The sequence below is a fragment of the Bacillota bacterium genome, assembly GCA_036504675.1.
GTDB lineage: Bacteria > Bacillota > Sulfobacillia > JAJYWN01 > JAJZPE01 > DASXUT01.
This window is the reverse complement of record DASXUT010000061.1, coordinates 21,993-47,343: the sequence shown is the minus strand read 5'-3', so window position 1 is coordinate 47,343 and position 25,351 is coordinate 21,993. Positions and strand designations below refer to the sequence as shown.

Here is a 25,351-nt window from a genome sequence, read left to right as displayed (position 1 = left end):
CAGCGCCGGCCTCTCTATAGGGACGTCAGTGTCTGCGGGCTCTGGCTCACCCGCCCCGCCCCAGGGCCACCCGGTATGGGTGCAGGACGGCGGTCATGACCCCTTCCTGAACGGCGGGATCGGCCTCCATGATCGAGCGGGCCTCCGCTTCCGTTTCGGCCTCGAAGATGACGATGCCGAACGGCGAATCCTCGAGCGTCCGGCCGGCCACGATCAGCCTGCCCGCAGCCAGCAGGGATTGTAGGTGGGCGAAGTGCCGTTCTACGGCCATATCCTCCTCGGCCGTAGGAGTGGTCGCCAGCCCGGCGCGGACGGGTCGGAGGACGTAGATCCACTGCTTCACCAGTTCACCCCCCAACGCAGCTCGCGACGACGCGGTCTCTCAATCTGGCCGTAACCTACTGATCCTGGCCGGCTTGCAGGGCCCGGGCGAAGCCCCGCACGTCTGCCTCGGAGTATTGATCGAACTTCTCCTTGACCTTGGCCACCACCCTGGTGGCCAGTCGCTCGAGGAAGTTAAGCTCGCCAGGATCGACTTTCCCTCCCAAGTGCGCCTTGACCACCGCCGAGTCCAACAGTTCCGCGGGGAAGGCCGTCTCCAGCTCCTTCTGGGCCTCAACGCCGTCGTACAGGCAGCAGATGAAGAGCCCCAGTCGCTCGGGTCTCCAGGTTCCGGGCGCAGAAATCCTTGACTTCTTTGCGCACCTGACCCACGTAAATGCAGGCCCCGATGACCACCTGCTCATACGGGGAGAGGTCGACGTTCGGGTTCTCCCGCAGGTTGACCAGGGTAACCTCCCCGGGTAACTCGCGGGCCAGGGTTTCGGCATACCTCCGGGTGGCCCCGTGCTTGGTCGAATAGACCACGACTGTCTTCACGACACTTCCTCCTTCTTGGCCAGCCAAACCGCCGACCACGCGGCCGGCAGACCGGCGACGATCATGATCGCCGACATCCCCCACATGGCCGCCGACACCGACCCGTTCTGCAGGAACTCCTTGAGGGGACCGGTAAAAAGAATGGCGCTGATGATCGCCAGGCTGAACAGGTTGGAGAGCGAGGCGGCCTTGCCGCCCCAGTCAGTCCCCCGCCACAGCCCGATGGTGGCGGCGATGATGATTGGCATGACCAGGGCGAAGAAGACGATGGGGTCCCTTAGGAATGGCTCCCCCCAATCCAGGGTGCCCGTGCCCCGCAGGGTCATATCCACCGCCCGCCCGCTGGCGCTGGCCCAGAGCCGCTGCCACATCATCTTGCCGAAGACCAGACCGACCAGGGTCAGGTAGGCCGCCATCGCCACCCGCGCTCCGCGCCGTCGTCCCGCCGCTCCCGGCAGGCGGTCCCAGACCATGCAGACGACCGTCCCGGAGAGGGCGATCTTGACAATCCATAGGAAGACCCACAGATTCTGCCGGCCGGCGGCCATCATCGCATAGTTGTAAACGAAGTTCATCGCAACCCCGGCGACCAGCAGAGGGCCCCAAGGGCCGCCCTTGCGCATGGCCCATAGACTGACGACCCCTACCGGGATGAGAAAGAAGGCTTCGTAGAGGTCATTGAGGACGTTCATCTCAAAGTCGGACGCGGGCGAGGCCGGGTAGGGGTAGCCGGTGAGGTGGTGGAGCAGGATGCCTCCCAGGCTGACCACCAACAACAGGCCGAAGATGGCCTCGAGCCCAAGGGTTCGCCGCTTCATCACGCTTCCTCCTTCTGAGAAACGGGGGCTGATACCCCGCGGTTCCTGCCGCCCAGAATCAGGTACTCCAGCCCGAGCCAGGCGAAGATCGCCAGGTCGATGATCCCGCCCCGGTAGGCGGCGGCCCAGTCAAGGACGCAGAGGACCGTCGACAGCGCGGTCGCGCCCAACATGAACGGCCGCCACCAGCCCTTGCCGGAGAGAAAGCCGGCGACGCTGAGGGCATAGCACAGGGCGGCAAGCAACCAGAAGACCGCCATGACCTTCATCCCAACTCCACCCACGTCCCAGCGTCCAGACAGCAGGGTGGTCTTGTAAGGTAGGTCGGGCAGGGTCGCCAGCGGCCAGTAGGCCGCAAAGCCCATCAGGTGGATGAGACCATGGGCGGCCACGAAGGCGCCCGCGGCCAGACGAAGGATCTTCAACCGTCCTCACCTCTTCCTATCTCTTGGTCCGTCACCGGTCAACGGTTTCGCGAAAACCCCATCCCCGCCGCTCGTCGACGAGTTCAATCCGCTTCAGCTCGATCCTCACGAGTTGGTACAAATCGTCCGGGCCCACCTGGTTTGAGGGGGGTGGCCTCAGGCCCTCCCAGTCCGGCTCCGGCACCACCACCGCCGGTCCGCGCATGAACAGCCACCGCAAGTCAGGCCCCACCTCCGCGACGGCTACCAGCGTCGCCTCGCCGGCTTCCTCGAGCCGATCGCCCACGCCGCTCCGGGTCGGAACGCGGCATTCCACGGCCTGCTCCCGAATCCGGAAACGGACCGGCAGCGAGTAGCCGCCGACGCTGAGGACGACCAACCGAACGCCCATTGTCGCCAGTATTCTTGCGTCGAGACCGCCTTCCACGTCAACGCCCCCTGTCCATCCCGATATTACAGGCCCTGGGGGACGAATTCGTCCCTCGAAAGAGTGAATCGCCCGGGTGAAACACGGCCGTGAAGACTCCCTTGCTTTGGGCAGACCGGCTGGCAAGGCAGAAACAAAAGGCACCGAAAGCGAGAAAGGCTTTCCGGCGCCTCGACGGTTCAGCGGCGGCTCACATCCGCGTTCAACAATACCGAAGCTACGCGGCTCAGAACCCGAGTTCTCGGCCCCGAATGGCGGCCTGGGTCCGCGAAGTGACGTCGAGTTTGCGAAAAATGTGGACCACATGACTCTTGACCGTCTCGGTGGCGATGAAGAGCTCCTGGGCGATCTGTCGATTGGTGCGGCCGGCGACGATCAGCCTCAACACCTCACCTTCGCGCTGGGTGAGCGGCTCCGATAGAGCGACCTGATCTCCCGCCGGTCCCGAAACGCCGGGCGCCGCCGGCCAAGGCCGCCGGGCCCCGGTCGGCGATGAGAAGAGAGGCAGCAGGCGGGCGGCCCCGCCGTGGCCGTGCTCAGCCGCCAGCCGGAGGGCCGGCAGACCGGCCGGGCCGTCGAAGATGGCGCAGCCGGGCGTGCCCGCCTCGTCCCAAGCCCCGAGGACTGCGGTGACGGCGGCCAGGGCAGCCTCGGTCTGCCCTTGATCCAGCAGCAACCGGGCCAGCAGCAGTCGGGCACTGCCGCCGACCCGGGCGATGGGGAGCCGAGCCTCCCATTCGGTGGCCCGGATCAAGATGTCCTCCGCCTGGTCTGGGCGGTCGGCCAGGAGGGCCAGTAGCCCGGCCAAGTGGTCGCGGAGGAAAGCCGTCAACGGGAGGTCGTCGTTCAGAGCCGCTAGGCGCCGGTGCATCTCCTCGGCCTCGGTGCGGCGCCCCAGCAAGGCCATGGTCCGGCCAGCGGCGTGAAGGTGCAACATCCTCTTGGAGCGGGGGGCCCGGTCAAGCCGTTGGACCAGCGCGTCGACGGCCCGCCCCGCAGCCGCCAGGTCACCCCGCGCCGTCTGGAGGACCGCCAGGAGCACGGCCGAGTCGTTCCCGAGCACGGGGTAGCCGCCCACCCGCTGCCGCAGGGCCTCGACCTCGCCGGCCACGGCCAACGCCGCATCGGTCCGCCCGCGTAGGACCAGGGGCCAGAGGCTCAGCTCATCGGCCCCCAGCCGGAGGGCCGTATCCGGGAGGGCGAGGTCGCCGGTCACGGCACAGCAACTCTCGGTCAGCTCCAGGCAGCCGGGGACGGCGGCCATGGGGGCAGCGCTCATGTAGGTGATTGCCATCAACGCGGCCGGCCGGTCACCCGTAGCCCGGAGGACACCGAGGGCCTCGCCCAAGTCCCCACGACACGCGGCCCAATCACCGCCGGACAGGCGCAGCCAGGCTCGGGCCAACATGGCCGCCACCCGGCCCATGGGGCCGAGGGGCAGCCCCAGCGCGCGGTCCACCAACCCGGCCGCCCCGGCCCGGTCGTCGTTCTGGTAGGCCAGGGTGATCAAGGAGGTCAAGGCCCCAGCTTCGCCGGCGAGATCTCCGGCCGCGACGAAGGCCACTCTCGCCTGACTCAGGAGGGGGCCGGCGGCGGCGTAGTCCCCTCGATGAATCTCGCAGCGGCCCATCAGGACGGACAGGCGGGGATGGGTGGCCCGCGCCTGCGCTGGCAACGCGTGGTACCGACTTCGGATCGTCTCGGACATGCCGCGGGCGAGAAGGTCCGCGCCGGACTGGACCATCAGCTCGGCCGCCTCTTCCCATAGGCCGGCCGTCAGGTAGTGAGCGATGGCGCGACCAGGCGTCGTCTGGGCCCGGGCCGCTCGGCGATGCAACTCCACAATCTCCCCGGGCAGTTCGCGCTCGAGCTGGCGGGCCAGCAGCCGGGAGAAGAGGGTGTGGTGCCGGTAGACCGGCTCGCCCTCAGCCTCCGCCGTGATCGAGGCGATGGTCAGGTTCCGCCGGTAGAGCTGCTCCAAGACTTCCCCGGCGTCATCTCGGTCAGGACCGAGGTTCTCATCAGGAACCGGCGTAGGTCTTCGGGCATGTCGCGGAGGACTTCTTCGGCCAGGAAGTCTAGGGCGTACCGCTCCGACTGGGTCACGGCGGCCACGAACTGAGCCCGGTCGGCCGGGGTACCTATCCGGCCCAGCGGGCCGGCCAGCAGGCAGAGGCCGGCCGGCCAGCCTTCCGTCCGGTCCTGCAGGTCAGCCACCTCGGCCGCCGAAAGGCTCAGGCCCAGAGTATCATTGAGCAGCTCGTCGGCCTCGTCCCGGCAGAAGCCCAAGTCCGGCCGGCGCAACTCAGCCAGTTGGCGGCGGGCGGCCATCCGAGCCAGACGTAGGGGAGGGTCATGACGGGTGCCCACGGCCACATGCATTTGGGGCGGCTGATGATCCAGCAAGTATTCGAGGGCGACGAACACCGCCGGCTCGGTCACCAAGTGCAGATCATCCAGGACCACGATGAACGGGGTCGGCAGGGCTTGCAGGATATCGTTGATCAGGGCGCCCACGGCCCGCTTGAGACCGACCCCATCGAGGGCCGCTCCGGACAGCCAGGGCCAGGCCGATCGACCGCAGTCGGGGTTCAGCCGTTGCAAGGCAGCCACGATGATGCTCAGGAACCGAACCGGATCGTTGTCCTCCGCCTCCAGGGTGACCCAGGCCAGGGGATGGTCGTCGAGAAGATGGGGGAGGGCGGCCAGCATGGTGGTCTTGCCGTAGCCGGCCGGCGCGGAAAGGAGGGTCAAGGGAAGGGTGCTGACGAAGTGCCGTAGAGCCTCCTCCAGGTGTGGCCGCCGGACCGTGTCACTCCGGGCGAGCGGCGGGCACAGCTTGGTCGCTACCAGCCAGGTGGAGGTATCGGCGATGGGGGAAGACAGGCCAGGTCACCACCTTCGAGGTTGCCAGTCGGTGCGGCCAAAGTCGGCTCGGCTGTGTCGCTTCGCTTCCCGGCCTTAGCATTCCTTCTGGCCTGCGGTGTCTCATGGCGGAGGTGGATGAGCGTGACAGTTCGGCTACGAGATACCGGCGCATGCATGCCCCTCCCAGGGTTGACGTGTAGTCCGACATCCAGCATTTTTCGGGAAGATTCGGGGAACCAATGCCTGGAATCGCGGTGGGCAGCCAGGAACAGCCGGCGCCCACGCCGAAGCTGCCGAAGGGTGCCGCTCTCGTCTTGCCGGTCTGATTTTGACCGCCGGCCCAATCCCCCTGAGAAATGAGGTCCTATGCGAGCTAGGCTACTCTGGCCGACCCTCTTTGGGCTGGCCGTCGGAATTCAGCGGCTATCCCGGCTCGCCCCCGACTGGGTGGAGGGGCTGTATTCCCGCCACCTCTTCCCGGCCGTGGCCCGGGGCCTCAGCTTCATCTTCGGCCTCTTCCCGTTTTCCGTGGCGGAACTGACCGTCTGGGTGACGGTACCCCTCATCATCCTCTGGCTCATCGTGGCGGCGCGGGCTGTTGGCCGACGGCCGCGGGCCAAGAGGCTGGAGGCGGTCTGGCGCCACGTCGCTCTCGTCTTGGTGGTTTTCGTCATCGCCTACGCCGGGTTCGTCTTCCTCTGGGGAGTCAACTACAACCGGCAGCCCTTGGCCCAGACCATTGGCCTGAAGACGGGCCAGGCCTCGGTCGACGAACTGGCGGCCCTCTGTCGCCTGCTCATCGATCGAGCCAATGCCCTGCGCCCCTTGGTCGGCGAGGACTCGACCGGAGTGGCGGTGCCGAACGGAGGGGTGGACGGGGCCCTCCGCCGAGCCCAGCAGGGCTTCGACCGGGCCGCCGCCAACTACCCGGCCCTGGGAGGCCGGTACAGTCGCCCGAAGGGCGTCCTCACCTCGGCCCTCTGGTCATATACGGGAACCTCCGGCATGTACTGGCCCTTTACCGGCGAGGCCAACGTCAACACGGCCGCGCCCGCCTTCACCATCCCGGCCACGGCCGCCCACGAGATGGCCCACCAGCGCGGCTTCGCCCGGGAGGACGAGGCCAACTACCTCGCCTACCTGACCTGCCGCTTCCACCCGGACGCCGACTTCCAGTACTCCGGAACGATGCTGGCCCTGACCGAGGCGATGAGCGCCTTGCGCGGGCGAGACCCGGGCACGTTCAAGGAACTCGCCGGGCGGTACGGGGCCGGCGTGAAGCGTGACCTGGTCCGTGAGGCCGAGTTCAGGAAGACCCATGAGGGGCTCGTCTCCGACTACTCCGACCGGGTCAACGACCGCTACCTCAAGGCTAACGGGCAGACCGAGGGCATCGGCAGTTATGGCCGCATGGTCGACCTGCTCTTGGCTGAGTTCCGGGCGAATTCCGGCCGCTAAGAACGAACCCGCTAAGAACGACGCCGCCGAAAAAACGGGATGCCCTCTGGCATCCCGCCTCCTACCCGATTGCGGCCCCCGTGCGCCCGGGAACCGCGGGTCCACGCGGCCGACCCCGCCCCCCTAGTGAGTCGGCTTGGCCGGCTCGGCGTGCACGGTACGGCCCTGAATCGACGCGTGTCTCATTGATTCCAGCACCGCGGGTCCCAAATCTCTGGGTACTTCCACGAAGGTGAAGTCGTCGTGGATGTCGATCATCCCGATCAACCCGCCCGAGATGTCGGCCCGGCGGGCGATGGTCCGCACGAAGTCGGCCGGCCCGACCCCATGCCGCCCGCCGATGTTGATGAACAGCCGGACATAGCCGGACTCCGCCCCGGTCTCCGGAAAATCATCCGAAGCTGAGGCAACGTCCCGGCCCTTGACCCGCTCGGCCTCCGGGCCGCCGGTCGGCCGGCCGCCGACCATCTCGGCCACCAAGGCCGCCACCAGGCGCTCCGGTTCATGCTCTTCCAGAAGGTGCAGGGCGAGGTCGATGTACTTGGGGTCCTGACCGGCCCCGCCGGCAATCAGGGCGCCGACCCTCTCCCCGATCAGGTCTAGGGCCCGTTCGGCCACGTCGGCCGCGGTCGGGACGGGCCGGCGGTCGATCCGGGCCCGGGTCGCCCGTTCAATCAGTTTCAGTTGCCGGAACTCGCGAGGGTGGATCAGGGTGAAGACCGTCCCCTCTCGGCCGACGCGCCCGGTCCGCCCGGCTCGATGGACGTGGGATTCCGGGGACTGCGCAATATCATAATTGACGACGTGGGTGACGTTCTCCACGTCCAGACCGCGGGCGGCCACGTCGGTCGCAATCAGCAGTTCGACCTGGCCCTCCTTGAACCGGGCCAGGACCCGGTTGCGCTGCATCTGGTTCAGGTCGCCGTGGATCGCTTCCGCCAGGTAGCCCCGAGCCTGCAGGGCCGAGGCCAGTTCGTCGCAGCTCCGCTTGGTCCGGCAGAAGATGATTCCGCGGGAAATAGCCTCGTGGTCGATGATCCGAGCCAGCGCTTCGACCTTGTCCCTTTCCCGGATTTCATAGTAGGCCTGCTCGATCGCCGGCGGGGCGGCGATCCCCCGCTGGCCGATGCTGATCTTGGCCGGGGCATTCGTGTACCGCTCAGTGATCCGGACGATGGGGGCGGGCATGGTCGCCGAGAAACAGACCGTCTGCCGCTCAGTCGGAAGATGGGTCAGTATCGTCTCGACGTCTTCGATAAAGCCCATGCTCAGCATCTCGTCCGCCTCGTCGAGGACGAAGGCATGGACCTGCTCCAGCCTGAGGGTCCGTCGCTCGAGATGATCCAAGATCCGGCCCGGGGTACCGATGACCACCGAGACCCCGGCGCGGAGGGCCTTGATCTGTCGCTCGATCGGTTGACCGCCATAGACGGCCAATCCTCGGACATCGAGGTGCTTGCCTATCTTGGCGAACTCCTCGGTGACCTGCAAGGCCAACTCCCGGGTGGGGGCGAGGACGAGAGCCTGAGGACCCCGGACCGCCGGGTCCAATCGCTGCAGGAGGGGGATGGCAAAGGCCGCCGTCTTGCCAGTGCCGGTCTGAGCCTGCCCGACCAGATCTTTTCCCTCGAGAAGAACTGGAATGGCCGCCGCTTGGATCGGGGACGGCTCCTCAAAGCCCATTTCGTCCAGGGCCTTGAGGATTGCGGGATGGATGCCCAGGGCCGAAAACCCCTGTAGCTCTTCAATCATGAACTGCTCACCTCCGGTACGATTCAGTCATTAGTTTACCAGCTTGGCGGGCGTCTCAAACGGCGGCGAGAAAAGACCCGCCCCATCGAAGCCCGTCATCCACCCCCGTCGAAGCACTTTCCGGACTTCGCCAAGTCGGAGGCGTTTCGGAGATTGCTACGGAGGTGGGACATCTTGAACCTGTTGGATTTGAAGAAGCAAAGGGTGAGCGTCCGGGAGGCGGCGAGGGTCGCCGACTGCTCCCCGAAAACCGTCCACAGGTGGTCGTGCCGGATGGAGTCGAGTAACGGTCCGTTGGGCGAAGGGACCTCCAACTCAGCCCGTCTCCAGCGGGAAATCGCGGTCCCACGGTTGGCCGGTAAGATGATAATTCTGAAGGGCTTCCTGAAACCCTTCCGTCCCGCTGTCCCGCCGAAGGCGACAATGCGCTACGAGACCGCTCCCGGTGAGCAGGCCCAGGCGGACTTTGGGACGCGCCGGGACACGGACGGCAGCACTCCCCACCTCGACAAGACGGCAGGCCCGGCAGTCATGCCGGGCTTGTGCCGCCATGCCCGGGAAGACGGGCTACGCGCCCCTCACGAGGCCGAGGATCCAGCCTTGTGGGCTACCGAGCTCGTGGTCCCATGAGATGGCTTGTTTGCCACGATGGTCAGAACTCTTCCCAAGCCGTCGTCCGTGGCGGGCCCCACGGTCAGTCACTTAAGGACTTCAGTCCCATTTCCGCCCCCCCCAGGAACCGCCGGAGGGGCCGTTGCCCTTCGTTTTCAGCTCCCGCAACAGGGCGTCGACCACCGCGGCGTCAAATGCCGTTCCTCGAGCCTCAACCAGGTATGCGATCACGTCTTCGGTCGGCAACGCCTCACGATATGGACGATGAGAGGTCATCGCCTCGTAGACGTCCGCAACGGCGATGATCCGAGCCCCCAGGGGAATGCCGGCACCCTCCAGCCGGTCGGGGTACCCCGTGCCGTCCCATCGTTCATGATGGTGTTTGATCATCGAGGCTAGGTCTGACAGTGGGGGGACGTCGGCCGCAATCTTCGCACCCAGATCGGGGTGGGTTTCGACAATGGCCCTCTCCTCCGGAGTCAGGCTCCCAGGCTTTTCGAGGATGGTCTCAGGAATGGCGAGCTTCCCGATGTCGTGGATGAGGGCAGCGGCCTCAATTCGGTCAATCTCTTCGTATGTCACACCCAACCGCCGGGCGATGGCGATGCTCCATCGGGCAACGTTCGTTGCGTGAACCCGCATCTCGTGACCGCGCAGTCCCGTTAGCTGGGAGAGCACGTCGCTCATCATGACAGCGCCCGTACTCGACCTCCGTGACAGCAGGTGTTCGGCGGTGACGTCTTGGGCGATGAGCAACACCCGCGCCTCATGATCCTCCGAGGACCTTACGTGAACGGCGCTGATCTGGAGGAGGAGGGGACCATCAAGCATCTTGTACTGTCTCACGATCGGGTGGGTGGGTTGGCCATTGAGGGCCAGTTCCACGATGCAAGCAGGGCAATTCCTATCCGTGCAAAGCAGGTCTTTGCAGGTCAGGCTGTGGAGGTTCGGGTCATCGAACCATTTCCGAGCCATGTTATTGGACCAGATTATCTGCTTTCTCGGGTTGAGAACAAGCAAGCCGATCGGAAACGCGTTGCAGCTTTGACTCAGCAGGTACCCGGTTTCCGAATGGTCCCGTCTCCGCTCCACCGTTCCTTCCGGGACCTTCGGGATGAAGTTGGGTCGTCGCACCAGGCTGATCGTGGCCAACAGGGTCGCGCTGGCGGCGATCAGCAGACCAAGATAGTGCGCGATCGGGACGAACAGCTCCCCGATTTGGGCCAACAGCATGAGCACCGCCACTGCGGCAGTCAGCTCTTCACCCATTGGAGTGCCACCTCCATTAGCGGTTTTTTGGCGTGAATGCTGTTGCGCCCAGGGAAAGAGGAGAGGGGCTGCCGCTCGCGGGGTCGGCCTCTTTAGCTCAACGGTCGGATCCGTAGGTGAAGGAACCAAGCGAGCCAAGCACCCAGCGGATACTTGGCCGCCTGCGGTCGCCTGAGCTATACTCCCAGGAATGCTGCAACATCGAGTCCGCGGAATTGGGCCTTGTCGCTCCCACCTCCATCCTTCTGCCCCTTCATCTGTTCTTTCGGCCGGATACCTGGTCCGTTTCACTACTTTTTTGGATAGACTTGGGAGGTATGGCTCGATTCCACGGCCGATGGATCCATGACGCCGGCCCGGAGGGGTCAGGTCTATTGGCTTGGCATCGGATAACCCTAAGTCGTTGGATTGGCGCCCGGACTTGTCTGAGAAGCCCAGGAGAAGGCTCGTGTTCCACGAGGTCGGCCCGCCCGCTCACCAGCCAGTAGTCGGGGTTGCAGTCAATCGTTGCGGCCGAAGGGCTGCAACGATTGATGGCAGGTGTATGCAACACGAGTGCCGCAGGTTTAATCAAGCCCGTGGCATCTCCTCCACAGGCACGCGGGAGGGCGAGGTGGGTCAAGCGGAACCTCAAACAAGCAATAGGATAGGGGCGGATTCCCGCCCCTCTCACGGAACCGTGCGTACCGGCCAGGCACACGGCTCAACTTCGGCAACCACTTCCCGACCATCGCCGTGTCCGTCTACACCTATTCGATGACCGGTTCCGCCCGGGTCTTCCCGGCCTCGCCGGCCGGACCGGCGGCCTTCGGCCGGTCATCTCCTTCTCCTTCGGGCCAACTTCCTTTCCGGCCTTTTCGTGGCTAGATGGGAAAGGGCCATGAGTCGCCGACCGATGGCGGCCCCAAGCGGAGGAGTCCGACCGGCGGGGTTTCAGCCAAAGGGTTGGGGGTCGTTTAGAAGCTCCCAACCACCTCATCAACCAACGAACCAACGTAGGTGACCGCCTTCTTGATGGGCTCAGGGCGGGTCATGTCGACGGCGGCCAGCTTGGCCAGGTCCAGCGGCCCCAGGGTCCCACTGGCCTTCAAGACCGAAAGCCGGCGCTCCACTGCCGGCACCAGCAGGCATCCCAGGGGCGTCGCGCTGCCTTGATCCGTTAGTATTTCTGCGACCCGAATGGTCCCGCCTGCCAGTCATCGCCCAATGCCGGGGCGACAACTAACCCCTGCGGGGAAACCCGTAGGGGTCGTTCGATCATTATCTGATTCTGGCAGGCGCACGCCTGCCGGGCGGGCTTGACAGCCCATCCGCCATCTGGAAGTCTTCAGCTTCTCCAGACACCCCTGGCGGCTTCGATCTCGGGCTGCGTGGCGGATGCCGCCACGGCCTCCGGCAGGCGGATATAGCATCGGTAACGATGGGCTTCACCTTCACCCGGGCCGTCGCAGACGAAGCCCAAACGGCGAAAGAAGTCGACCGAGCCCTCGTCGGCCTCGGCCAAGATCTCACGGCACGGGAAGACGGTCGGGAGGGAGGACACGAGCAATTGGCCGATCTCCGAACCCCGGCCCGGGGCTACCGTCAGGTCTGAGATCTCGACCCTGGCCGGGTCGGTGACCGCCAGGGGACAGGCCACCGTAAGCCCGACGATCCCGGCCACTGCTCCAGACTGGTCGTCAAACAGCACAAACAGACGCCGGCGCAGATTGCCCAGATAGCTATCCAGCAGAGCCAGGGCTCCCTGCGGAGTCGGCTCTCTCAGGTGGCTGGCTACGACCGGCAAGACTTCGGCGCGCATCGACGGATGATACGGAACTAAAGGCTTCGAACGCATCCAACATCTCTCCTTGGTGTGACCACGAGTGGGATGAAGGGGATGAAGGGTGGCGAGTAGAGGAGTCGGTGAAGAGGGGCCGTTTTCGATGTTGGGCCAAGATTCTAATTCGTCTCGGGAACCCGCCTTTCCTGCCGGTCATGGAGGCTAGGCCACCGGGCCATCCCGGTCACGGTGACAACGGCCGGTGTGATCATTGCCAGGGTGGCATGGCCCAGGGGGCCCTCATTCCGGGCCTTCGCGAATGACCCTGTACCCTTCGACGGGCTTACGCCCCATATCCTTCATCAGCTTGCGGTCATGCCAGGTGTACAGGGCCACATTGAGGTCATAGCCTTCGGGGTAGAGGTGTTCCGCCCCAACCAGCAGGGTGACCCGCTTATGGCTGACAGTGACCCGCTTGCCGCGGGTGAAGATGACCATCTCTCCCTTGGCGTTGGGCAGCTCGGCCACCACGCCCTGTTGCCCCAGGGGGTTGATGATCACCGAATCGCCGAGTTGCCAAGGGCGCTCCGGACGCTGAGCCGGCGGCGAGGGCGCCATCACCTCGCCCACGACCGCCGCCGATTCGGCCGCCACCGCTTTGTCCGGCTCCCTGGGCGCTTTCGCCAGGCCAACAGCCGGTCCGTCGCCCCGGGCCCGGACGTACTCCCGGGCTCGGTCGATGACCGACCCGCGCAGGCCCAGCCGCTCGGCGATCCAGAAGGCATGGCTGTTCCCGGCCTCGCCGATGATCAGCCGGTAACGTGGCCGCAAGGTCTCCGGGTCGAAGTCCATCCGGCCGTTGATGAAGCCGGGCTTCTCGTCGGCCAGGCGCTTTACCTCGCTGAAGTGCGTCGTCGCCACGGTGACCGCTTGTGCCTCGTAGAGTTCCTCGAGGATGGCCGTGGCCAGTGCCGATCCTTCAGCCGGGTCGGTCCCGGTGCCGATTTCGTCCAGGAGGACGAGGGAGGACGGGCCGGCCTCGTGGATGATTGAGGCGATCCGCCCCATATGCGAGGAGAAGGTGCTCAGGGATTGCTCGATGCTTTGCCCATCGCCGATGTCGGCCAAGACTTTAGAAAAGACGGCCATCTGCGTTCCCTCGGCGACCGGGATGTGGAGCCCTGATTGGAGCATCAGGGTGAGGAGGCCGATGGTCTTCAGGGTCACTGTCTTCCCGCCCGTGTTCGGCCCGGTGATGACCAGGCTTCGGTACCGCCGGCCGAGGACCAGGTCGAGCGGCACGGCCTCATCGGCGATCAACGGATGGCGAGCCTCGATGACCTGCATGAACCCGGCCTCGTTGAGGGTCGCCGGGCGGCCGTTCATCGACCGGCTCAGCCGCCCCTTGGCCAGGGCGAAGTCATAAGCCGCCATGACCTCCAGGTTCACCGTGATCGGATGGGCCTCCGCCGCGGCCAGTCCGGACAGGGTCACGAGGACCTGGTACTCCTCGGCCTCTTCGGCCGATCTCAGCTCACTGAGGTCATTGACCAGCCGGCGGACGGCGGCCGGCTCGACATAGACGGTCATGCCGCTGCCCGAGGTCTCGAGGACCAGACCGTCAATCTTGCGCCGATGGCTGGCCTTGACCGGCAGGGTGTAGCGCCCGCCCTTGAGGCTGACGAAGCTATCTTGAAGGGCCTCGCGGTAGGCCGGGGAACCCAAGAACGACTGCAGCTTGGCCTGAATCCGGTCTTCGACCACCTGGATCTCCTTGCGGACGCGGGCCAATTGCGGGCTGGCCGCGTTGGCCACCCGAACTCCTTCGATGCTTCGATAGATTTCGTCTTCGAGGTCGCGGTAGATGGTGATGGCCTCGGCATATCGGCTGAGATTCGGGGCCACCGTCCGCTTGGCCGCCATGTACTGCTTGAGCTCGCGGCATCCGCGCAGGGAGTCGGCCACCCGGACGAGGTCATGGGGACTCAAGACGCTGCCCTTCTCGGCGCGCCCCAGGTCTTCGCGGATATCGGCCAGACCCGACATGGGGACTTGCCCCCCTCGGTCGAGGATGGCCCGTGCTTCACCCGTCTCCAGCAGGGCCGCCTCAATGGCCTGGCGGCTGACCATCGGTTCCAGTCTCGCGACCACTTCGCGGCCCAACCCGCTCTGGGTGTAGTCGGCCAGAAGCTGCTTGATCTTGTCGTATTCGAGAAGGCTTAGGACCTTGGGATCCATCGGGATGACCTCCTTGGGAATGCCTACAAAAAAGCCGCGGGACATGTTTCGCCCGCGGCCGGTGGTCAAGGTAAGGAAAAGCCGTGGAACCCTCCACGGCCTACCTACCACGGTATGCGATGCAGCGTGTCCTCGAGGTTTGCGCTCAGGCAAAGCCGTCATCGGCCGGTCCGTTGGACCGGTCGGTGGCCGACCACAGCCCTCGCGCGTATTAACTTACCCTACCTTGAGAACCCTCGCCGACACAAAGCATTCCTCCTGAATGAACCGCCATAATTCTATGCCAAACTCCGATCTCTGTCAATCGGCACCAGTTGGCCCCTGTCGGCACCAGCTGGCCCCTGGAGAGCGCGGGAGGACTTCCCTTTCGGGCCGCGAAAGGTATGGCTCATGACTGACCGTCACGATCCTCGCGAACCCATTCAGACCTATGAAATCGGCCATCCGCCGAGCGCCGCGGCGACGCCCTCGTCGGCCTCCACCGAGCCCCGGCCCAGCACGGTCGTCGCTTTGACGACCGGACATTTTATGGTCGACTTCTTCACCAACCTCCTGACCCCACTGCTCCCCCTCATCTACGCCGATCTCGGCTTCACCCTGACGGCGGGAGCAGCCATCGCCTCGGCTTCCTCTTTTGCCGCCTACCTCCTCCAACCGGTCTTTGGGCTGTACATCGACCGGGTGGCCGGCGGCGGGCTCCTCATCCCATCGGTCCTGTGGACCGCCGTTTTTGCGGCGGCCATCGGCCTTACCCGGAACTACTGGGCCATCCTCATCCTCGCCACCCTGGCCGGACTGGGCGACGCCCTCTACCACCCCTTGGGTTCGGTGACTCTGGGCGGGTTGACGACCCGCCGGCGGGGTTGGCTGATGTCGCTGTACTCGGCCGGCGGAAGCGTCGGTTTCGCCGTGGCCCCGATGATCGCCATTCCACTGGTGGCCAAGTACGGCCTGATTTCCTTCGTCTGGATGCTGCCCCTGGGCTTCGCCGGGGCGTTCCTCATGCATGGCATCGGGGTCGCCAAGGTTCGAGCCAAGCCGGTCGACTCGGCGCGCCCGGGCCCGGCGGGGCTGTGGCGATCGATGCGGCCCAACCTTCGGTCTCTGGCGATGATGAACCTCATCGTCACCCTGCGAGCCTGGGGCATGTACGCCATCACCTTCCTGGTCCCCCTCTACTACTTGGAGCACGGCTACAGCCGGGCCATGACGAGCATCCCGCTGACCATGTTCCTGCTCGTCGGGACGGTCGGCGGCATGGCCGGGGGGTACCTATCGGACCGGTTCGGCCGGCGGCCGACCATCATCGTCTCCTCGCTGCTGAGCGCAATCCTTTTCTTCGCCCTCCGGCGACTCGGAGCCGGCTATCTTTCCTGGGCCGCCCTGGCCGTCATTGGAGCGGTATTTCAGGCCGCCCTTCCGGCGGCGATCGTCTTCGCCCAGGAGCTCTTCCCCGAGAATGCCGGGATGGCCTCGGGAATCGTCATGGGTCTGGCCTGGGGATTCGGGGCCATCGGGCTGTCCCTGACGGGCTGGGTGAGTGAGCACGCCGGGCTGACCCTGGCCATGGATACCACACCGGTGATCCTGCTTGTTGCCGGCGCACTCTGCGTCTTCCTGCCGAGAGATAAAAGGGGGGATTCCGGTGTCGGGCCGCTCTGGCGAACCCGCCGGTAGCCTCCTGGCCATTACGGCGACGGCCTTTTTTGCCTCGGCGGCCATTCTGGTCCGGTTCGCCGGCCAGGTCCCTCCGGCGGCGCTGGCCGCCGATCGGCTCCTCATCGGAGCGGCCTTTGTCGCCCTGGGGGGGCTTGTCACCCGAACGCCGATGGGCATCCGCCCTCGGGAGATTGCACCCCTGGCCGGCATCGGCGTCATCGCCGCCATCCACTTCATGGCCTACATCCTGGCCCTTGGCCGCACTTCCATCGCCCACACCCTGGTCTTGGTCAACCTGTCCCCGGTCTTCGTGGCCGTCCTCAGCCCGCGGTGGCTCGGAGAGAGCCTCTCCCGCGGCCGCTTCGCCGGCATCGGCCTTTCCCTCCTCGGCCTGGCGGTAATGGTCGGCTTCGAACCGAGAACCACCGCCTCCTCTCTGTCCGGAGACCTGCTTGCCCTCCTGTCCGGATTGTCCTATGCCGTCTATTCCCTGGCCGGCCGGTCGGTGCGCGGCCGTCACCCGCTCTTCCGCTACACCTTCTGGGTCTACCTGCTGGCCGCGCTGGTCCTGCTGCCGGTCGGGCGACCGTGGTCGCGGGCTTCAGCCATCAACGGACCGACCCTCGTCGCCGTCATTCTGTTGGGCCTCCTGCCGACCGGCCTCGGCCACACCCTCTATAACGCCGCTCTACGGCGGACCACGGCGGCCACCGCCAACCTCATCGCCACCCAGGAGGTCACCGGCGGGATTCTCCTCGGCTACTTTTTTTTCGGCGAGACCCTCAGCGCCGCGGCGGTGGTCGGGGGTCTATTGGCCCTTGCCGGGGTGGCCTTCGTGGTTATTTCTGGTCAAGTGTCCATTGTTCGACAGGCGGGAGGAAACCCCCCGAACCCGGCGAATACCACTGAAGAAAAACGGGGAAGTGGGGTGAGATGATATGGGCGAACCAGCCGCGGCCCGATTCTACCAGGCCGCCATCGGGACCGTCGGCGGGCTGCTCATGCTCTACCTCACGCCATCCATCCCGCCCGGCTCGGTCCTGTCGCTTCTCTTTCTCACCTTGCTCTACGTGCTCTTCAGTCAACGCCTGGTCACCCTGCCGTCAGGGCTCAAGATAACCGCCGCCTTTCCCATCGTCGTCGCCGCCATCGCCGCTCACGGCCCGGCGGTGGCCATGTGGTCCACCCTGCCGGCGGTCCTCCTCTGGACCTTCACCCAGAAGTTCCATCCCCTCCGGACGTTCTTCAACGTCGGCCACTTCGCCCTGAGCATCGGGGCGGCGGCCGCCGTCTTCCGAGCGGTGGCCGGTGGCTACGGGCAACTCATCCTGCCTTTCGGCTTCATCCCGTTGTTCCTGGCGACCGTCACCTACGATCTGATTAACCTGGGCCTGATCGGCGCGCGGATGGCCTTCGTCGAGCACCAGCGGTGGGTCCCCGTCTTGTACCGCACCCTCCTCGAGCGAAGGAGCGCCACCCTTCTCTACCATGTGCTGGCCGTGGTGATGGCCATCCTCTACCTTGACCGAGGTCCTTACGGCGCCCTCATCGTCTCGGTTTGCCTGGTCGGGTTGAATCAGTTCTTCCGAATCATGAACGAGATGGACGAGGTCCGCCTCCAGGCGATCACCGACCGGCTGACCCACGTCTACAACTACCGCTACTTTGCCGACTGGCTGGAGAACCGCTTTCCGGCCCTGACCGACAAGGGCGAGCCGGTGACCATCCTCTTCGTCGACATCAACGACCTCAAGGCCTTCAACGATACTTACGGCCACCACGCCGGCGACCTCGCCCTCCAGACGGTAGCCCGGGTCCTGCAGGGCTACACCAGGAACACCGACAAGATCGTCCGCTACGGCGGCGATGAGTTCGTCGTGATGCTCCCCCGCACCGATGCCGAGCTAGCCGAGCGGATCGCCGAGCGAATCAGAGACGTCGTCGTCGAGTCGAGGGTCACGGTCGATGGGGCCGAACTCCCGGTCGCGGTCAGCATCGGCATGTGTACTTACCCCACCGACACGCCGGCCCCCGGCGATCTGGTGCGGGTCGCCGACCAGGCGATGTACCTCGCCAAGTCCCGCGGCTCCAACTGCATCTGCAATGCGGGCGAGCTGCTGGTAAAGTCGTAAGCAGAGTAGGCCGACAGTCCCCGAGACAAAGAAGGCCCGGCCATCTGGCCGGGCTTATCTGTGCCCTGATCATTCACCCGCCCCTACCGACCGCCCACCGGCGCAACCAGCCGGCCTGCCCCTAAGGTCACCACGGCCAGGTGAACCGGCGACCGGGTCGATTCTGCCGAGGCGTGATGGCCGGCGGCGTGGAGGGGGTCGTGGTCCCCCCCGGTGCCGGCGCGCCGCCGCCGGTGAGCCCCCTCGCCCCGGGGCTGTAACCCTGACCGACATCGACCTGGGTCGGCTCGGTCCCGGCGACGAAGATCTCGGTCACCACCGGGCAATCGTACCCCGGCAGCAGTCCGGAGTCGGCGCAGACCTGGACGTCGATGACCCCAGGGGGGCGAATGAAGTCATGGGGCGGGACATCCGCCAGGGACAAGCGGATGAAGTTGGCCCAGATCGGGCCGGCCAGACGCCCGCCGGGGGCGGTCACCGGCGCCCTCGGGTCGTCGTTGCCGACGTAGACCGCGGCCACGAGGTCCGGGGTGAACCCGGCGAACCAGGCGTCGCGGTAGTCCTCGGTCGTCCCGGTTTTCCCGGCGGCCGGCCGGTTGATGATTGGGGTCAGGTTGGAGCCAGTCCCGCCGGGTTCGAAGACACTCTGCATGACGTTGGTCATGACGTAGGCCACTCGCGGGTCGACGACCTGGCTGACGGACGGGCGGTTCTCCTCAATGATCTTCCCGTTGCGGTCCCGCAGCCGGAGGATGGCCAGGGGGGTGGTGAGGTTGCCTCCACCGGCCAGGGTCGAGTAGCCGACGGCCATCTCCAGGGGAGACACCTCATAGCTGCCGAGGGCGATGGACAGGTTCGGCTCCAGATAGCTCTGGATGCCCATCAGATGGGCGTATTTGACCACCTGGGCCGGCCCGATCGTGTTGGCCCAGCGGACGGCGATGACGTTGTCGGAGATCTTCACCGCCCGCCGGAGGGTCATAGCCTGATAGTGATATGGTTCGTTGCCATAGTCCTGGGGCTCATAGGGGACCCTGCCGACCCCTGGGAAACTCACCGGCTCGCAGACCTGCCGGTCAACCACCGTGTAGCCATGGTCGAGGACGGCCGTGTACAGGAAGGGTTTGAAGGATGAGCCCGGCTGACGCTTGGCTTGGTAGGCCCGGTTGAACTGGCTCTCGCCGAAATTGCGGCCGCCGATCATCGCCTTGATGTAGCCGTTGGTCGGGTCGATGGCCACCAGCGCCCCTTGGGGCTGAGTGATCCCCGCACTGTCCTTGCTTCCCGCCGGCATCCCGGCCTTGAAGGCCGTCTCGCCGGCCGCCTGCATCTTCAGGTCAAGGGTCGTCTCCACGGTGTAGCCGCCGACGGCCAGGTCTTTGGCGATGTCCGGGTGGCGCTCGGCGATCTGCTTGGTGACGTAGTCAATAAAGTACGGTGCGGCCCGCGGTGCGGCCCGAGTCGGGTTGAGGACTACCGGCTCACTCTTGGTCTCGGTGGCCTGCTTGGCCGTGATGTAGCCCTGGACGACCATCTTGTCCAGGACCAGGCTACGACGGCCGGTCGCGGCCGAGAGGTTGGTGAAGGGGTTGTAGTTCTCCGGGCTTCTGATGATCCCGGCGAGCATGGTACTTTGGGCGAGGTCCAGCGAGTGGACCGGCTTGCCGAAGTACGTCTCCGAGGCCACCTCGGCCCCGTACGAGCTCTGGCCGAAGAAGATCGTGTTCAGATACATCGCCAGGATTTCTCGCTTGGTGTAAACCGACTCGAACTTGATCGCCAGGAGGGCTTCCTGGATCTTGCGGCTGAAGGTCCTTGTCTGGGTGAGGTACAGGTTCCTCACCAATTGCTGAGTGATCGTGCTGGCGCCCTCGACCACCCGACCGGCCAGCAGGTTGCGGTAGGCGGCCCGGATGATCCCTCGAGGGTCGACCCCGTGGTGGGAGAAGAAGCGGTCGTCCTCGACGGCCACCGTAGCGTTCTGCAGGTTCATCGGCAGGTCGGACTGGGGCACCTCGGTGCGGTTCTCGACGGCCACCCGGCCGACCAGGTTGCCGTTGACGTCGAGGATCCTGGTGGCCAAGGACGTCTGGGGGGTCGGCAGGCGGACCAGGAAGATGAGGGCCGCGAAGACGATGACCACGCCGGCCGCCAGAGCGATGAGCACGGGGACGGCCACCCGCAGGACCCGGTCGCCCGGCTTATCAGGGCCGCGTCCGCCGCGGGTCGCCGTGGCCTTCTCTGGCTCGACCGTCTTCCGTTCGTGTCTTCTCTCCAAGGCCTTCACCACCGCCCGATTCCCGAAGTAAGTGCTGGAGCGGGGCGGTACAGCTAGTATTGGTGAGGCCTGTGCTTTATATGACCCGGCGGCGCCTCGGGCCTCCGTAGCCGACGGACAGAAACGCGAAACGGGGCCGAAACGGGACACGAAACGGGACAACGAAACGGGACAAAGTCTTGACACGGCCGGATGGGCAGGGCTATAATGGCAGTTAAATCAGGCCAGCGGTCGATGACGGGAAGAGTAGCTCACAGGCGAGGTACAGAGAGTCGGGGTCAAGCTGAGAACCCGGCCCGGCGCGCGAGGCGAAAGACGACCCGGAGACCGAACGGTAGCCGACCCCCGTTACCGGGTCGGAAAGACGCGCCCAAGGCCGAAGGGCCGGGCGTCAACTAGGGTGGCACCACGAGCAGCCTCTCGTCCCTTGTCGGACGAGGGGCTTTTTGTATTCCCGTGCCGATCACAAACGACTTCCCGGAACCCGGGAGAGCGGAGGAAGATAACTAATGGAACGCGTCACGTCCAGGCACCTGAAATCCCACGCCGGCCGGACGGTGGTGGCGGCCGGCTGGGTCCACGTCATCAGGGCCCTCGGGAACCTGACCTTCATCGTCATCCGCGACCGCGACGGTCTGTTCCAGGTGGTCGCCGAGGGTCACGACGACCAGGTCTCCGCCCTGACCATCGAAAGCGTCGTCCGGGTCACCGGGAAGGTGGCCCTCGACGAACGGGCCCCTTCGGGGGCCGAGATCAGGCTGTCCGAGCTGGAGATCGTGGCTTTGGCCGAGCAGTCCCTGCCCTTCGAGGTGAACAAGAAGGACCTCCTGGCCGGGCTCGACCTCGTCCTCGACCACCGGGTCCTGAGCCTACGGCACCCGAAGGTCCACGCCATCTTCTCCGTCCAATCGGAGATCATGGCCGGCTTCCGCGATTTCCTGAGCGGCCGCGGCTTCACCGAGATCTCCACGCCGAAGATCGTGGCCACAGGGACCGAAGGCGGCTCTGAACTGTTCGCCCTGAACTACTTCGACCGCCCGGCCTATTTGGCCCAAAGCCCGCAGTTCTACAAGCAGATGCTGGTCGGCGCGGGCTACGAACGGGTCTTCGAAGTCGGTCATGTCTATCGGGCCGAGGAGCACAACACTTCGCGCCACATCAATGAGTTCACCAGCCTCGACCTGGAGATGGGCTTCATCGACAGCGACGAAGACCTGATGGACCTGGAGGACGAACTCCTGGCCCACGTCTTTGAGCGGGTCGGTTGGCGATGCGCGCCTGAGCTCGAGTTGCTGGAAGCCAAGCTGCCGCCGGCGGTCAAGCCGGCGCGCCTACCCCTGGCCGAGGTCCAGGGCATCCTGGCTCGGGAGTACGGCAAGGAGAGCCCGGCCGAGGGGCTCGACCCCGAGGGCGAGCGGCTCATCTGCGAGTACATGGCCGTCCACGGGCGGGGGGAGCTGGTCTTCGTCACCACCTGGCCGGCCAACAAGCGGCCCGCTTACGCCTATCCCGATCCGGACGATCCGACCCTGACCCGCAGCTTTGACCTTCTCTTCCGGGGACTCGAGGTGACCACCGGCGGCCAGCGCATCCACCTTTACCCACAACTTGTTGAGAGCCTCACCCGTTTCGGGCTCAACCCCGAGGGCTTCGCCTCCTACTTGGAAACCTTCCGCCTCGGGATGCCGCCCCACGGTGGGTTGGCCATCGGGCTCGAGCGTCTGACGGCCAGACTCCTGGGGCTTTCCAACCTCCGCGAGGCGGCCCTCTTTCCCCGTGACCGGACGCGCCTGACCCCCTGACGCGCATAGCCACGCTCTCGCCGTCGGATACTGAGTAACGGGCGGCGGGGAGCACGGTGGGAGCAGCACGGTGTGCGGCGCCCCGATGACGAGGCGGCCGGGCGGCCGCCCATTTTGGGGGTGACCACCGGTTGCTTCCCACTCCGACCAAAGTAACGCTGGTCGCCGGCTCGGGCATCGGCCGGACCGACCTGACCGCCTTCGATAAGGCCCTCATCGCCGCCGGCGTCGGCAACCTCAACCTGCTCCGGGTCAGCAGCATCCTGCCGCCTGGAGCCAAGGTCGTCGATGACCTCGACCTCCCGCCGGGGAGCCTGACCCCGGTGGCCTATGGGTCGGTCGTCAGCGATCAGCCCGGCATGCTCATCGCCGCGGCCGTCGGGGTCGGCTTCACCCGCTCATCCATCGGGATGATCATGGAGTACTCCGGTTATTGCAGCCGGGAGAAAGCCGAAGGCATGGTCCGGGGGATGGTCGACGAAGCCTTCGCCGCCCGTGGTCTCGAGCTGGCCGAGGTCCGCTCTCGGGCCATCGACTGCCAGGTCCAGGACCACGCCTCAGTCTTCGCCGCCGCCATTCTGTGGTATTGAGACCGCCCCGACCCGCGTGGCGAGACCCGCCTGACCTTCCGCCAACATGGATGGACCCCGGGAGTGGCCCTCCCGGGGCCCTTGTACTGTAATCGGCTGGGGCCGTGGGCGCACCGGCGCTTCTATTCCCGCGTTCGCGGCGTCTTCACCCAGTTCTTCGGTTGCATGTTGAGACCCTTGAGGACGAGGGCGCTGCTGTAGGGAACGGGGAAGAGGAAGGCGGCCAAGGGAAGGACGAAGAGCTGCGAGATGACTCCCCACCGGCCGAGGGTCGAGATCGGCCGGGAGGTCATGTCGAGGTATGGCGAGTAGCGGTAGTAGGCGTAGATGGTGAAGGTGATGTACATGAGGCTCAGGGCGTTGAGGATCCACCGGACGAACTCGGGCAGGATGTTTGGGTCGACGTGCCCGGTCCACCAGAGGATTAGGACGACCGGCGGGACGAAGGTGGCCGCTTGGTAGATCGTCCACTCGACCTGTCCCTTGATGAAGAGCTCCTTGAGAATGACCCGCTTCCGGTCGGCCGGGTAGCGTTTGTCCTCGCGGATCTTGTCCATCACCTGCAGGTGCCCGGTGCCCCAGCGCAGGCGCTGGCGGAAGAAACCCCTCACCGTCGGCGGGGTTTGCTCGCTTGAGGAGTAGGGCAGGTACTCAGGCCAAGCCCCCGATTGCAGGTAGGCCCGGGCTCCGAGTTCCAGGTCCTCGGTGAGGGACGTCTTGTCGTACCCGCCCATCCGCTCGAGCATCAGCCGGTCGACGAAGAGGTTGGTCCCGCCGACGAATGGCAGCCGTCGGAAGAGCGACGGCATGTACCAGTCGTGCGCGATGGCTTGATAGAGCGCGGCGATCTTGCAGAACGGGCTCATGTCATAGAAGTTGCGGACCTGGAACACCGGACCCTGGAGGATCTTGAGCTCGGCACCAGAGTGCAGGCGCCGCCAGGCCACGTAGAGCAGGACCAGCCTGTCGGGCCGGCTCTCAGCGTCGTAGAAGCCGCACATCGTCGCCCGCTTGTCGACCAGCGGCAGGGCGTAGTTGAGGGCCCGGCCCTTGGTCGAGGGCACCGGATGACCGGTGCACTGGCCAAACATGATCCCGTCGAAGTCGTAGGGGACGACCACGTGCTTGATGGCCGGGACGTTGCCGGCCTGTTGGTAGCGGCGCTGCCTGGCTTCGACGATGTCCTGGGTGGTCGGATAGCAGAGGTCGTAGTGCCGGAGGAGAAGGGACGCCAACTGGCCGCGGCGCTTGGCCGTCTCCAGCCCGGTCAGGACTCGGGCGCTGACCATGGCCGTCATCGAGGTCAGGATCTTCCGGGTGACCTTGTGGTGGGCATGAGCGGTCCGGGCGATCATCACCTGGACGATCCGACCGTTGCCGTCCCCGCGCATCCGGCACAGGGCGGCCACCACCGGGATGGCCAGGGCCAAGTAATAGGGGTAGACCCGGCGCACGTCGGTGTCGCTGAGCTCGGCCACGTTGCGACGCAAGATCCGATAGAGGCGACCCAGGTCGGTCCGGCCTTTCCCGCCATAGAGGAGCTCGGCGACCTCGCGCAGGATGGCTTCCTGGCCCTCCCGTGGGAGCTCCGTGAGGCCGGCTGAGTCGAGCAGTTCGACATAGGGGCCGGGCAACCGCCGCTGGTCGGCCAGGGCGAAGTGGGTGAGCACGGAGATGATCACCCGGGTGGCCTCGGGACCGACGGTCTTGCCCGAGGTCCGCGGGCGGCTTAGGATTTCGGCCGCGTGCTCGGCGACGGCCGGGCGCTTCTTCTCACGGGCCATCGTCTCTTTCTCATCGGTCACGATGACCACTTCGTACTTGTCCTTCGGGTAGTCCAGGCTGACCATGTGGTCGAAGGTCTTGGCGATGACATCGGCCTCGCTCCGAGCGGGAACGAAAACGGAAATGAAGGGGACCTGGGTCCCCTGCTTGTGGGCGAGGGCGGCGATGCTATCCTGACTCAAGGAGGGGCGGCGGCGCCAGTAGTGGTTGTCGGCGTACCTCTTCCAAAAAAAGAACCTCGCGAAGAGGAGGAAGAAGACGAAGTAAATGCCTACGGCGACAAGGTAAATGACTTGGGAGGAATTCAACCGGGTTGCCTCGCTTTCGTCGGTGAACGTCCAAGACCGAGACAAGAGGGCCGTTCTAGTAGTGATAGGATGTGGCCTCTATTATTCCCTGGACCGCAGCTTAAGTTGCTTGGGCCGAGGCCCCCTGGACGGCAGTTGCCTCAGTTGGGGCTTGGTGGACTATTTTCAAAATTGCCCCCACAAAAAGACGGAAGCCTTGGCCCCGAAGGGGCCAGGCTTCACCACTACAACGCGGATTATAGCCCAGTCTTGGGGCTACGTCAACCCCGGATGGGGCAGTCGGCCCCGG

22 protein-coding genes are annotated in these 25,351 nt (G+C 65.6%); 7 read left to right on the top strand and 15 right to left on the bottom strand.

All coding sequences use genetic code 11. From position 1 onward, the window contains the following. Window positions 1–46: 46 nt before the first annotated feature. From VGL40_04580 to VGL40_04545, 8 genes are all read right to left on the bottom strand, one after another. The gene (locus tag VGL40_04580; protein HEY3314542.1) at window positions 47–343 is read right to left on the bottom strand and encodes a YciI family protein; all 297 of its coding nucleotides are present in this window, start codon (window positions 341–343) and stop codon (window positions 47–49) included. A 55-nt stretch (window positions 344–398) separates the two neighbouring features. Next, window positions 399–548, bottom strand: a complete 150-nt coding sequence (locus VGL40_04575) for a hypothetical protein (protein HEY3314541.1) — start codon at window positions 546–548, stop codon at window positions 399–401. 67 nt (window positions 549–615) lie between these two features. Continuing rightward, complete coding sequence (locus VGL40_04570) at window positions 616–879, bottom strand: flavodoxin domain-containing protein (GenBank protein HEY3314540.1); 264 nt, start codon at window positions 877–879, stop codon at window positions 616–618. Further along, the gene (locus VGL40_04565; GenBank protein ID HEY3314539.1) at window positions 876–1,697 is read right to left on the bottom strand and encodes a hypothetical protein; all 822 of its coding nucleotides are present in this window, start codon (window positions 1,695–1,697) and stop codon (window positions 876–878) included. The genes VGL40_04570 and VGL40_04565 overlap by 4 nt, the downstream gene beginning before the upstream one ends. Then, window positions 1,697–2,122, bottom strand: coding sequence for an ABC transporter permease (locus tag VGL40_04560; protein ID HEY3314538.1), 426 nt, complete (start codon window positions 2,120–2,122; stop codon window positions 1,697–1,699). The genes VGL40_04565 and VGL40_04560 overlap by 1 nt, the downstream gene beginning before the upstream one ends. Window positions 2,123–2,153: 31 nt before the next feature. Continuing rightward, window positions 2,154–2,549, bottom strand: coding sequence for a hypothetical protein (locus VGL40_04555; protein HEY3314537.1), 396 nt, complete (start codon window positions 2,547–2,549; stop codon window positions 2,154–2,156). Window positions 2,550–2,775: 226 nt separating this feature from the next. Beyond that, the gene (locus VGL40_04550) at window positions 2,776–4,530 is read right to left on the bottom strand and encodes a LuxR C-terminal-related transcriptional regulator (GenBank protein HEY3314536.1); all 1,755 of its coding nucleotides are present in this window, start codon (window positions 4,528–4,530) and stop codon (window positions 2,776–2,778) included. After that, the gene (locus VGL40_04545) at window positions 4,503–5,342 is read right to left on the bottom strand and encodes an AAA family ATPase (protein HEY3314535.1); all 840 of its coding nucleotides are present in this window, start codon (window positions 5,340–5,342) and stop codon (window positions 4,503–4,505) included. The genes VGL40_04550 and VGL40_04545 overlap by 28 nt, the downstream gene beginning before the upstream one ends. A 441-nt stretch (window positions 5,343–5,783) precedes the next feature. Here VGL40_04545 and VGL40_04540 point away from each other — a divergent pair, with 441 nt between their 5' ends. Beyond that, window positions 5,784–6,875, top strand: coding sequence for a DUF3810 domain-containing protein (locus VGL40_04540; protein HEY3314534.1), 1,092 nt, complete (start codon window positions 5,784–5,786; stop codon window positions 6,873–6,875). A 123-nt stretch (window positions 6,876–6,998) separates the two neighbouring features. On the opposite strand, the gene VGL40_04535 is transcribed toward VGL40_04540, so the two are convergent. Beyond that, a complete protein-coding gene (locus tag VGL40_04535; protein ID HEY3314533.1) occupies window positions 6,999–8,627 on the bottom strand; it encodes a DEAD/DEAH box helicase in 1,629 nt (542 codons plus the stop codon). A 153-nt stretch (window positions 8,628–8,780) separates the two neighbouring features. Between VGL40_04535 and VGL40_04530 the strand changes: the two genes are divergently transcribed. After that, window positions 8,781–9,257 carry a helix-turn-helix domain-containing protein gene (locus VGL40_04530; protein HEY3314532.1) on the top strand — a complete coding sequence of 159 codons (477 nt, stop codon included), beginning with the start codon at window positions 8,781–8,783 and terminating at the stop codon, window positions 9,255–9,257. An 81-nt stretch (window positions 9,258–9,338) separates the two neighbouring features. On the opposite strand, the gene VGL40_04525 is transcribed toward VGL40_04530, so the two are convergent. The 4 genes from VGL40_04525 to VGL40_04510 form a co-directional block, all read right to left on the bottom strand. After that, window positions 9,339–10,508, bottom strand: a complete 1,170-nt coding sequence (locus VGL40_04525) for an HD-GYP domain-containing protein (protein HEY3314531.1) — start codon at window positions 10,506–10,508, stop codon at window positions 9,339–9,341. Window positions 10,509–11,464: 956 nt separating this feature from the next. Beyond that, the gene (locus tag VGL40_04520; GenBank protein ID HEY3314530.1) at window positions 11,465–11,629 is read right to left on the bottom strand and encodes a hypothetical protein; all 165 of its coding nucleotides are present in this window, start codon (window positions 11,627–11,629) and stop codon (window positions 11,465–11,467) included. A gap of 206 nt (window positions 11,630–11,835) precedes the next feature. Next, the gene (locus VGL40_04515; protein ID HEY3314529.1) at window positions 11,836–12,345 is read right to left on the bottom strand and encodes a hypothetical protein; all 510 of its coding nucleotides are present in this window, start codon (window positions 12,343–12,345) and stop codon (window positions 11,836–11,838) included. A gap of 225 nt (window positions 12,346–12,570) precedes the next feature. Next, on the bottom strand, window positions 12,571–14,508 hold the full coding sequence (locus VGL40_04510) for a hypothetical protein (protein HEY3314528.1): 1,938 nt from the start codon (window positions 14,506–14,508) through the stop codon (window positions 12,571–12,573). Between the two features lie 390 nt (window positions 14,509–14,898). Between VGL40_04510 and VGL40_04505 the strand changes: the two genes are divergently transcribed. Genes VGL40_04505 through VGL40_04495 form a run of 3 tightly spaced genes read left to right on the top strand, consistent with a single transcriptional unit; the run spans window position 14,899 to window position 18,299 of the window. Next, complete coding sequence (locus VGL40_04505; GenBank protein HEY3314527.1) at window positions 14,899–16,185, top strand: MFS transporter; 1,287 nt, start codon at window positions 14,899–14,901, stop codon at window positions 16,183–16,185. Next, window positions 16,154–17,104 (top strand): DMT family transporter, encoded by a 951-nt coding sequence (locus VGL40_04500; protein ID HEY3314526.1) that lies wholly within the window; start codon window positions 16,154–16,156, stop codon window positions 17,102–17,104. Before VGL40_04505 ends, VGL40_04500 begins: the two co-directional genes overlap by 32 nt. 1 nt (window position 17,105) lies before the next feature. Further along, window positions 17,106–18,299: a GGDEF domain-containing protein gene (locus VGL40_04495; protein HEY3314525.1), complete on the top strand. Its 1,194-nt coding sequence runs from the start codon at window positions 17,106–17,108 to the stop codon at window positions 18,297–18,299. Window positions 18,300–18,426: 127 nt separating this feature from the next. Here the strand turns inward: VGL40_04495 and VGL40_04490 are convergent, their stop codons facing one another. After that, the gene (locus VGL40_04490; GenBank protein HEY3314524.1) at window positions 18,427–20,577 is read right to left on the bottom strand and encodes a PBP1A family penicillin-binding protein; all 2,151 of its coding nucleotides are present in this window, start codon (window positions 20,575–20,577) and stop codon (window positions 18,427–18,429) included. A 509-nt stretch (window positions 20,578–21,086) separates the two neighbouring features. Between VGL40_04490 and aspS the strand changes: the two genes are divergently transcribed. After that, on the top strand, window positions 21,087–22,379 hold the full coding sequence (aspS, locus tag VGL40_04485) for an aspartate--tRNA(Asn) ligase (protein ID HEY3314523.1): 1,293 nt from the start codon (window positions 21,087–21,089) through the stop codon (window positions 22,377–22,379). Between the two features lie 131 nt (window positions 22,380–22,510). Next, window positions 22,511–22,969 (top strand): arginine decarboxylase, pyruvoyl-dependent, encoded by a 459-nt coding sequence (locus tag VGL40_04480; protein ID HEY3314522.1) that lies wholly within the window; start codon window positions 22,511–22,513, stop codon window positions 22,967–22,969. Window positions 22,970–23,091: 122 nt separating this feature from the next. Here VGL40_04480 and VGL40_04475 read toward each other — a convergent pair whose 3' ends face one another. Continuing rightward, window positions 23,092–25,062, bottom strand: a complete 1,971-nt coding sequence (locus VGL40_04475; GenBank protein HEY3314521.1) for a glycosyltransferase family 2 protein — start codon at window positions 25,060–25,062, stop codon at window positions 23,092–23,094. Window positions 25,063–25,351: the final 289 nt, after the last annotated feature.

What these genes read in the sequence shown, in the direction of transcription:
- VGL40_04565 (HEY3314539.1), bottom strand. Translation starts at nt 1,697, where the DNA reads ATGAAGCGGCGAACCCTTGGGCTCGAGGCCATCTTCGGCCTGTTGTTG.
- VGL40_04540 (HEY3314534.1), top strand. Translation starts at nt 5,784, where the DNA reads ATGCGAGCTAGGCTACTCTGGCCGACCCTCTTTGGGCTGGCCGTCGGA.
- VGL40_04535 (HEY3314533.1), bottom strand. Translation starts at nt 8,627, where the DNA reads ATGATTGAAGAGCTACAGGGGTTTTCGGCCCTGGGCATCCATCCCGCA.
- VGL40_04525 (HEY3314531.1), bottom strand. Translation starts at nt 10,508, where the DNA reads ATGGGTGAAGAGCTGACTGCCGCAGTGGCGGTGCTCATGCTGTTGGCC.
- VGL40_04515 (HEY3314529.1), bottom strand. Translation starts at nt 12,345, where the DNA reads ATGCGTTCGAAGCCTTTAGTTCCGTATCATCCGTCGATGCGCGCCGAA.
- VGL40_04510 (HEY3314528.1), bottom strand. Translation starts at nt 14,508, where the DNA reads ATGGATCCCAAGGTCCTAAGCCTTCTCGAATACGACAAGATCAAGCAG.
- VGL40_04505 (HEY3314527.1), top strand. Translation starts at nt 14,899, where the DNA reads ATGACTGACCGTCACGATCCTCGCGAACCCATTCAGACCTATGAAATC.
- VGL40_04495 (HEY3314525.1), top strand. Translation starts at nt 17,106, where the DNA reads ATGGGCGAACCAGCCGCGGCCCGATTCTACCAGGCCGCCATCGGGACC.
- aspS (HEY3314523.1), top strand. Translation starts at nt 21,087, where the DNA reads ATGGAACGCGTCACGTCCAGGCACCTGAAATCCCACGCCGGCCGGACG.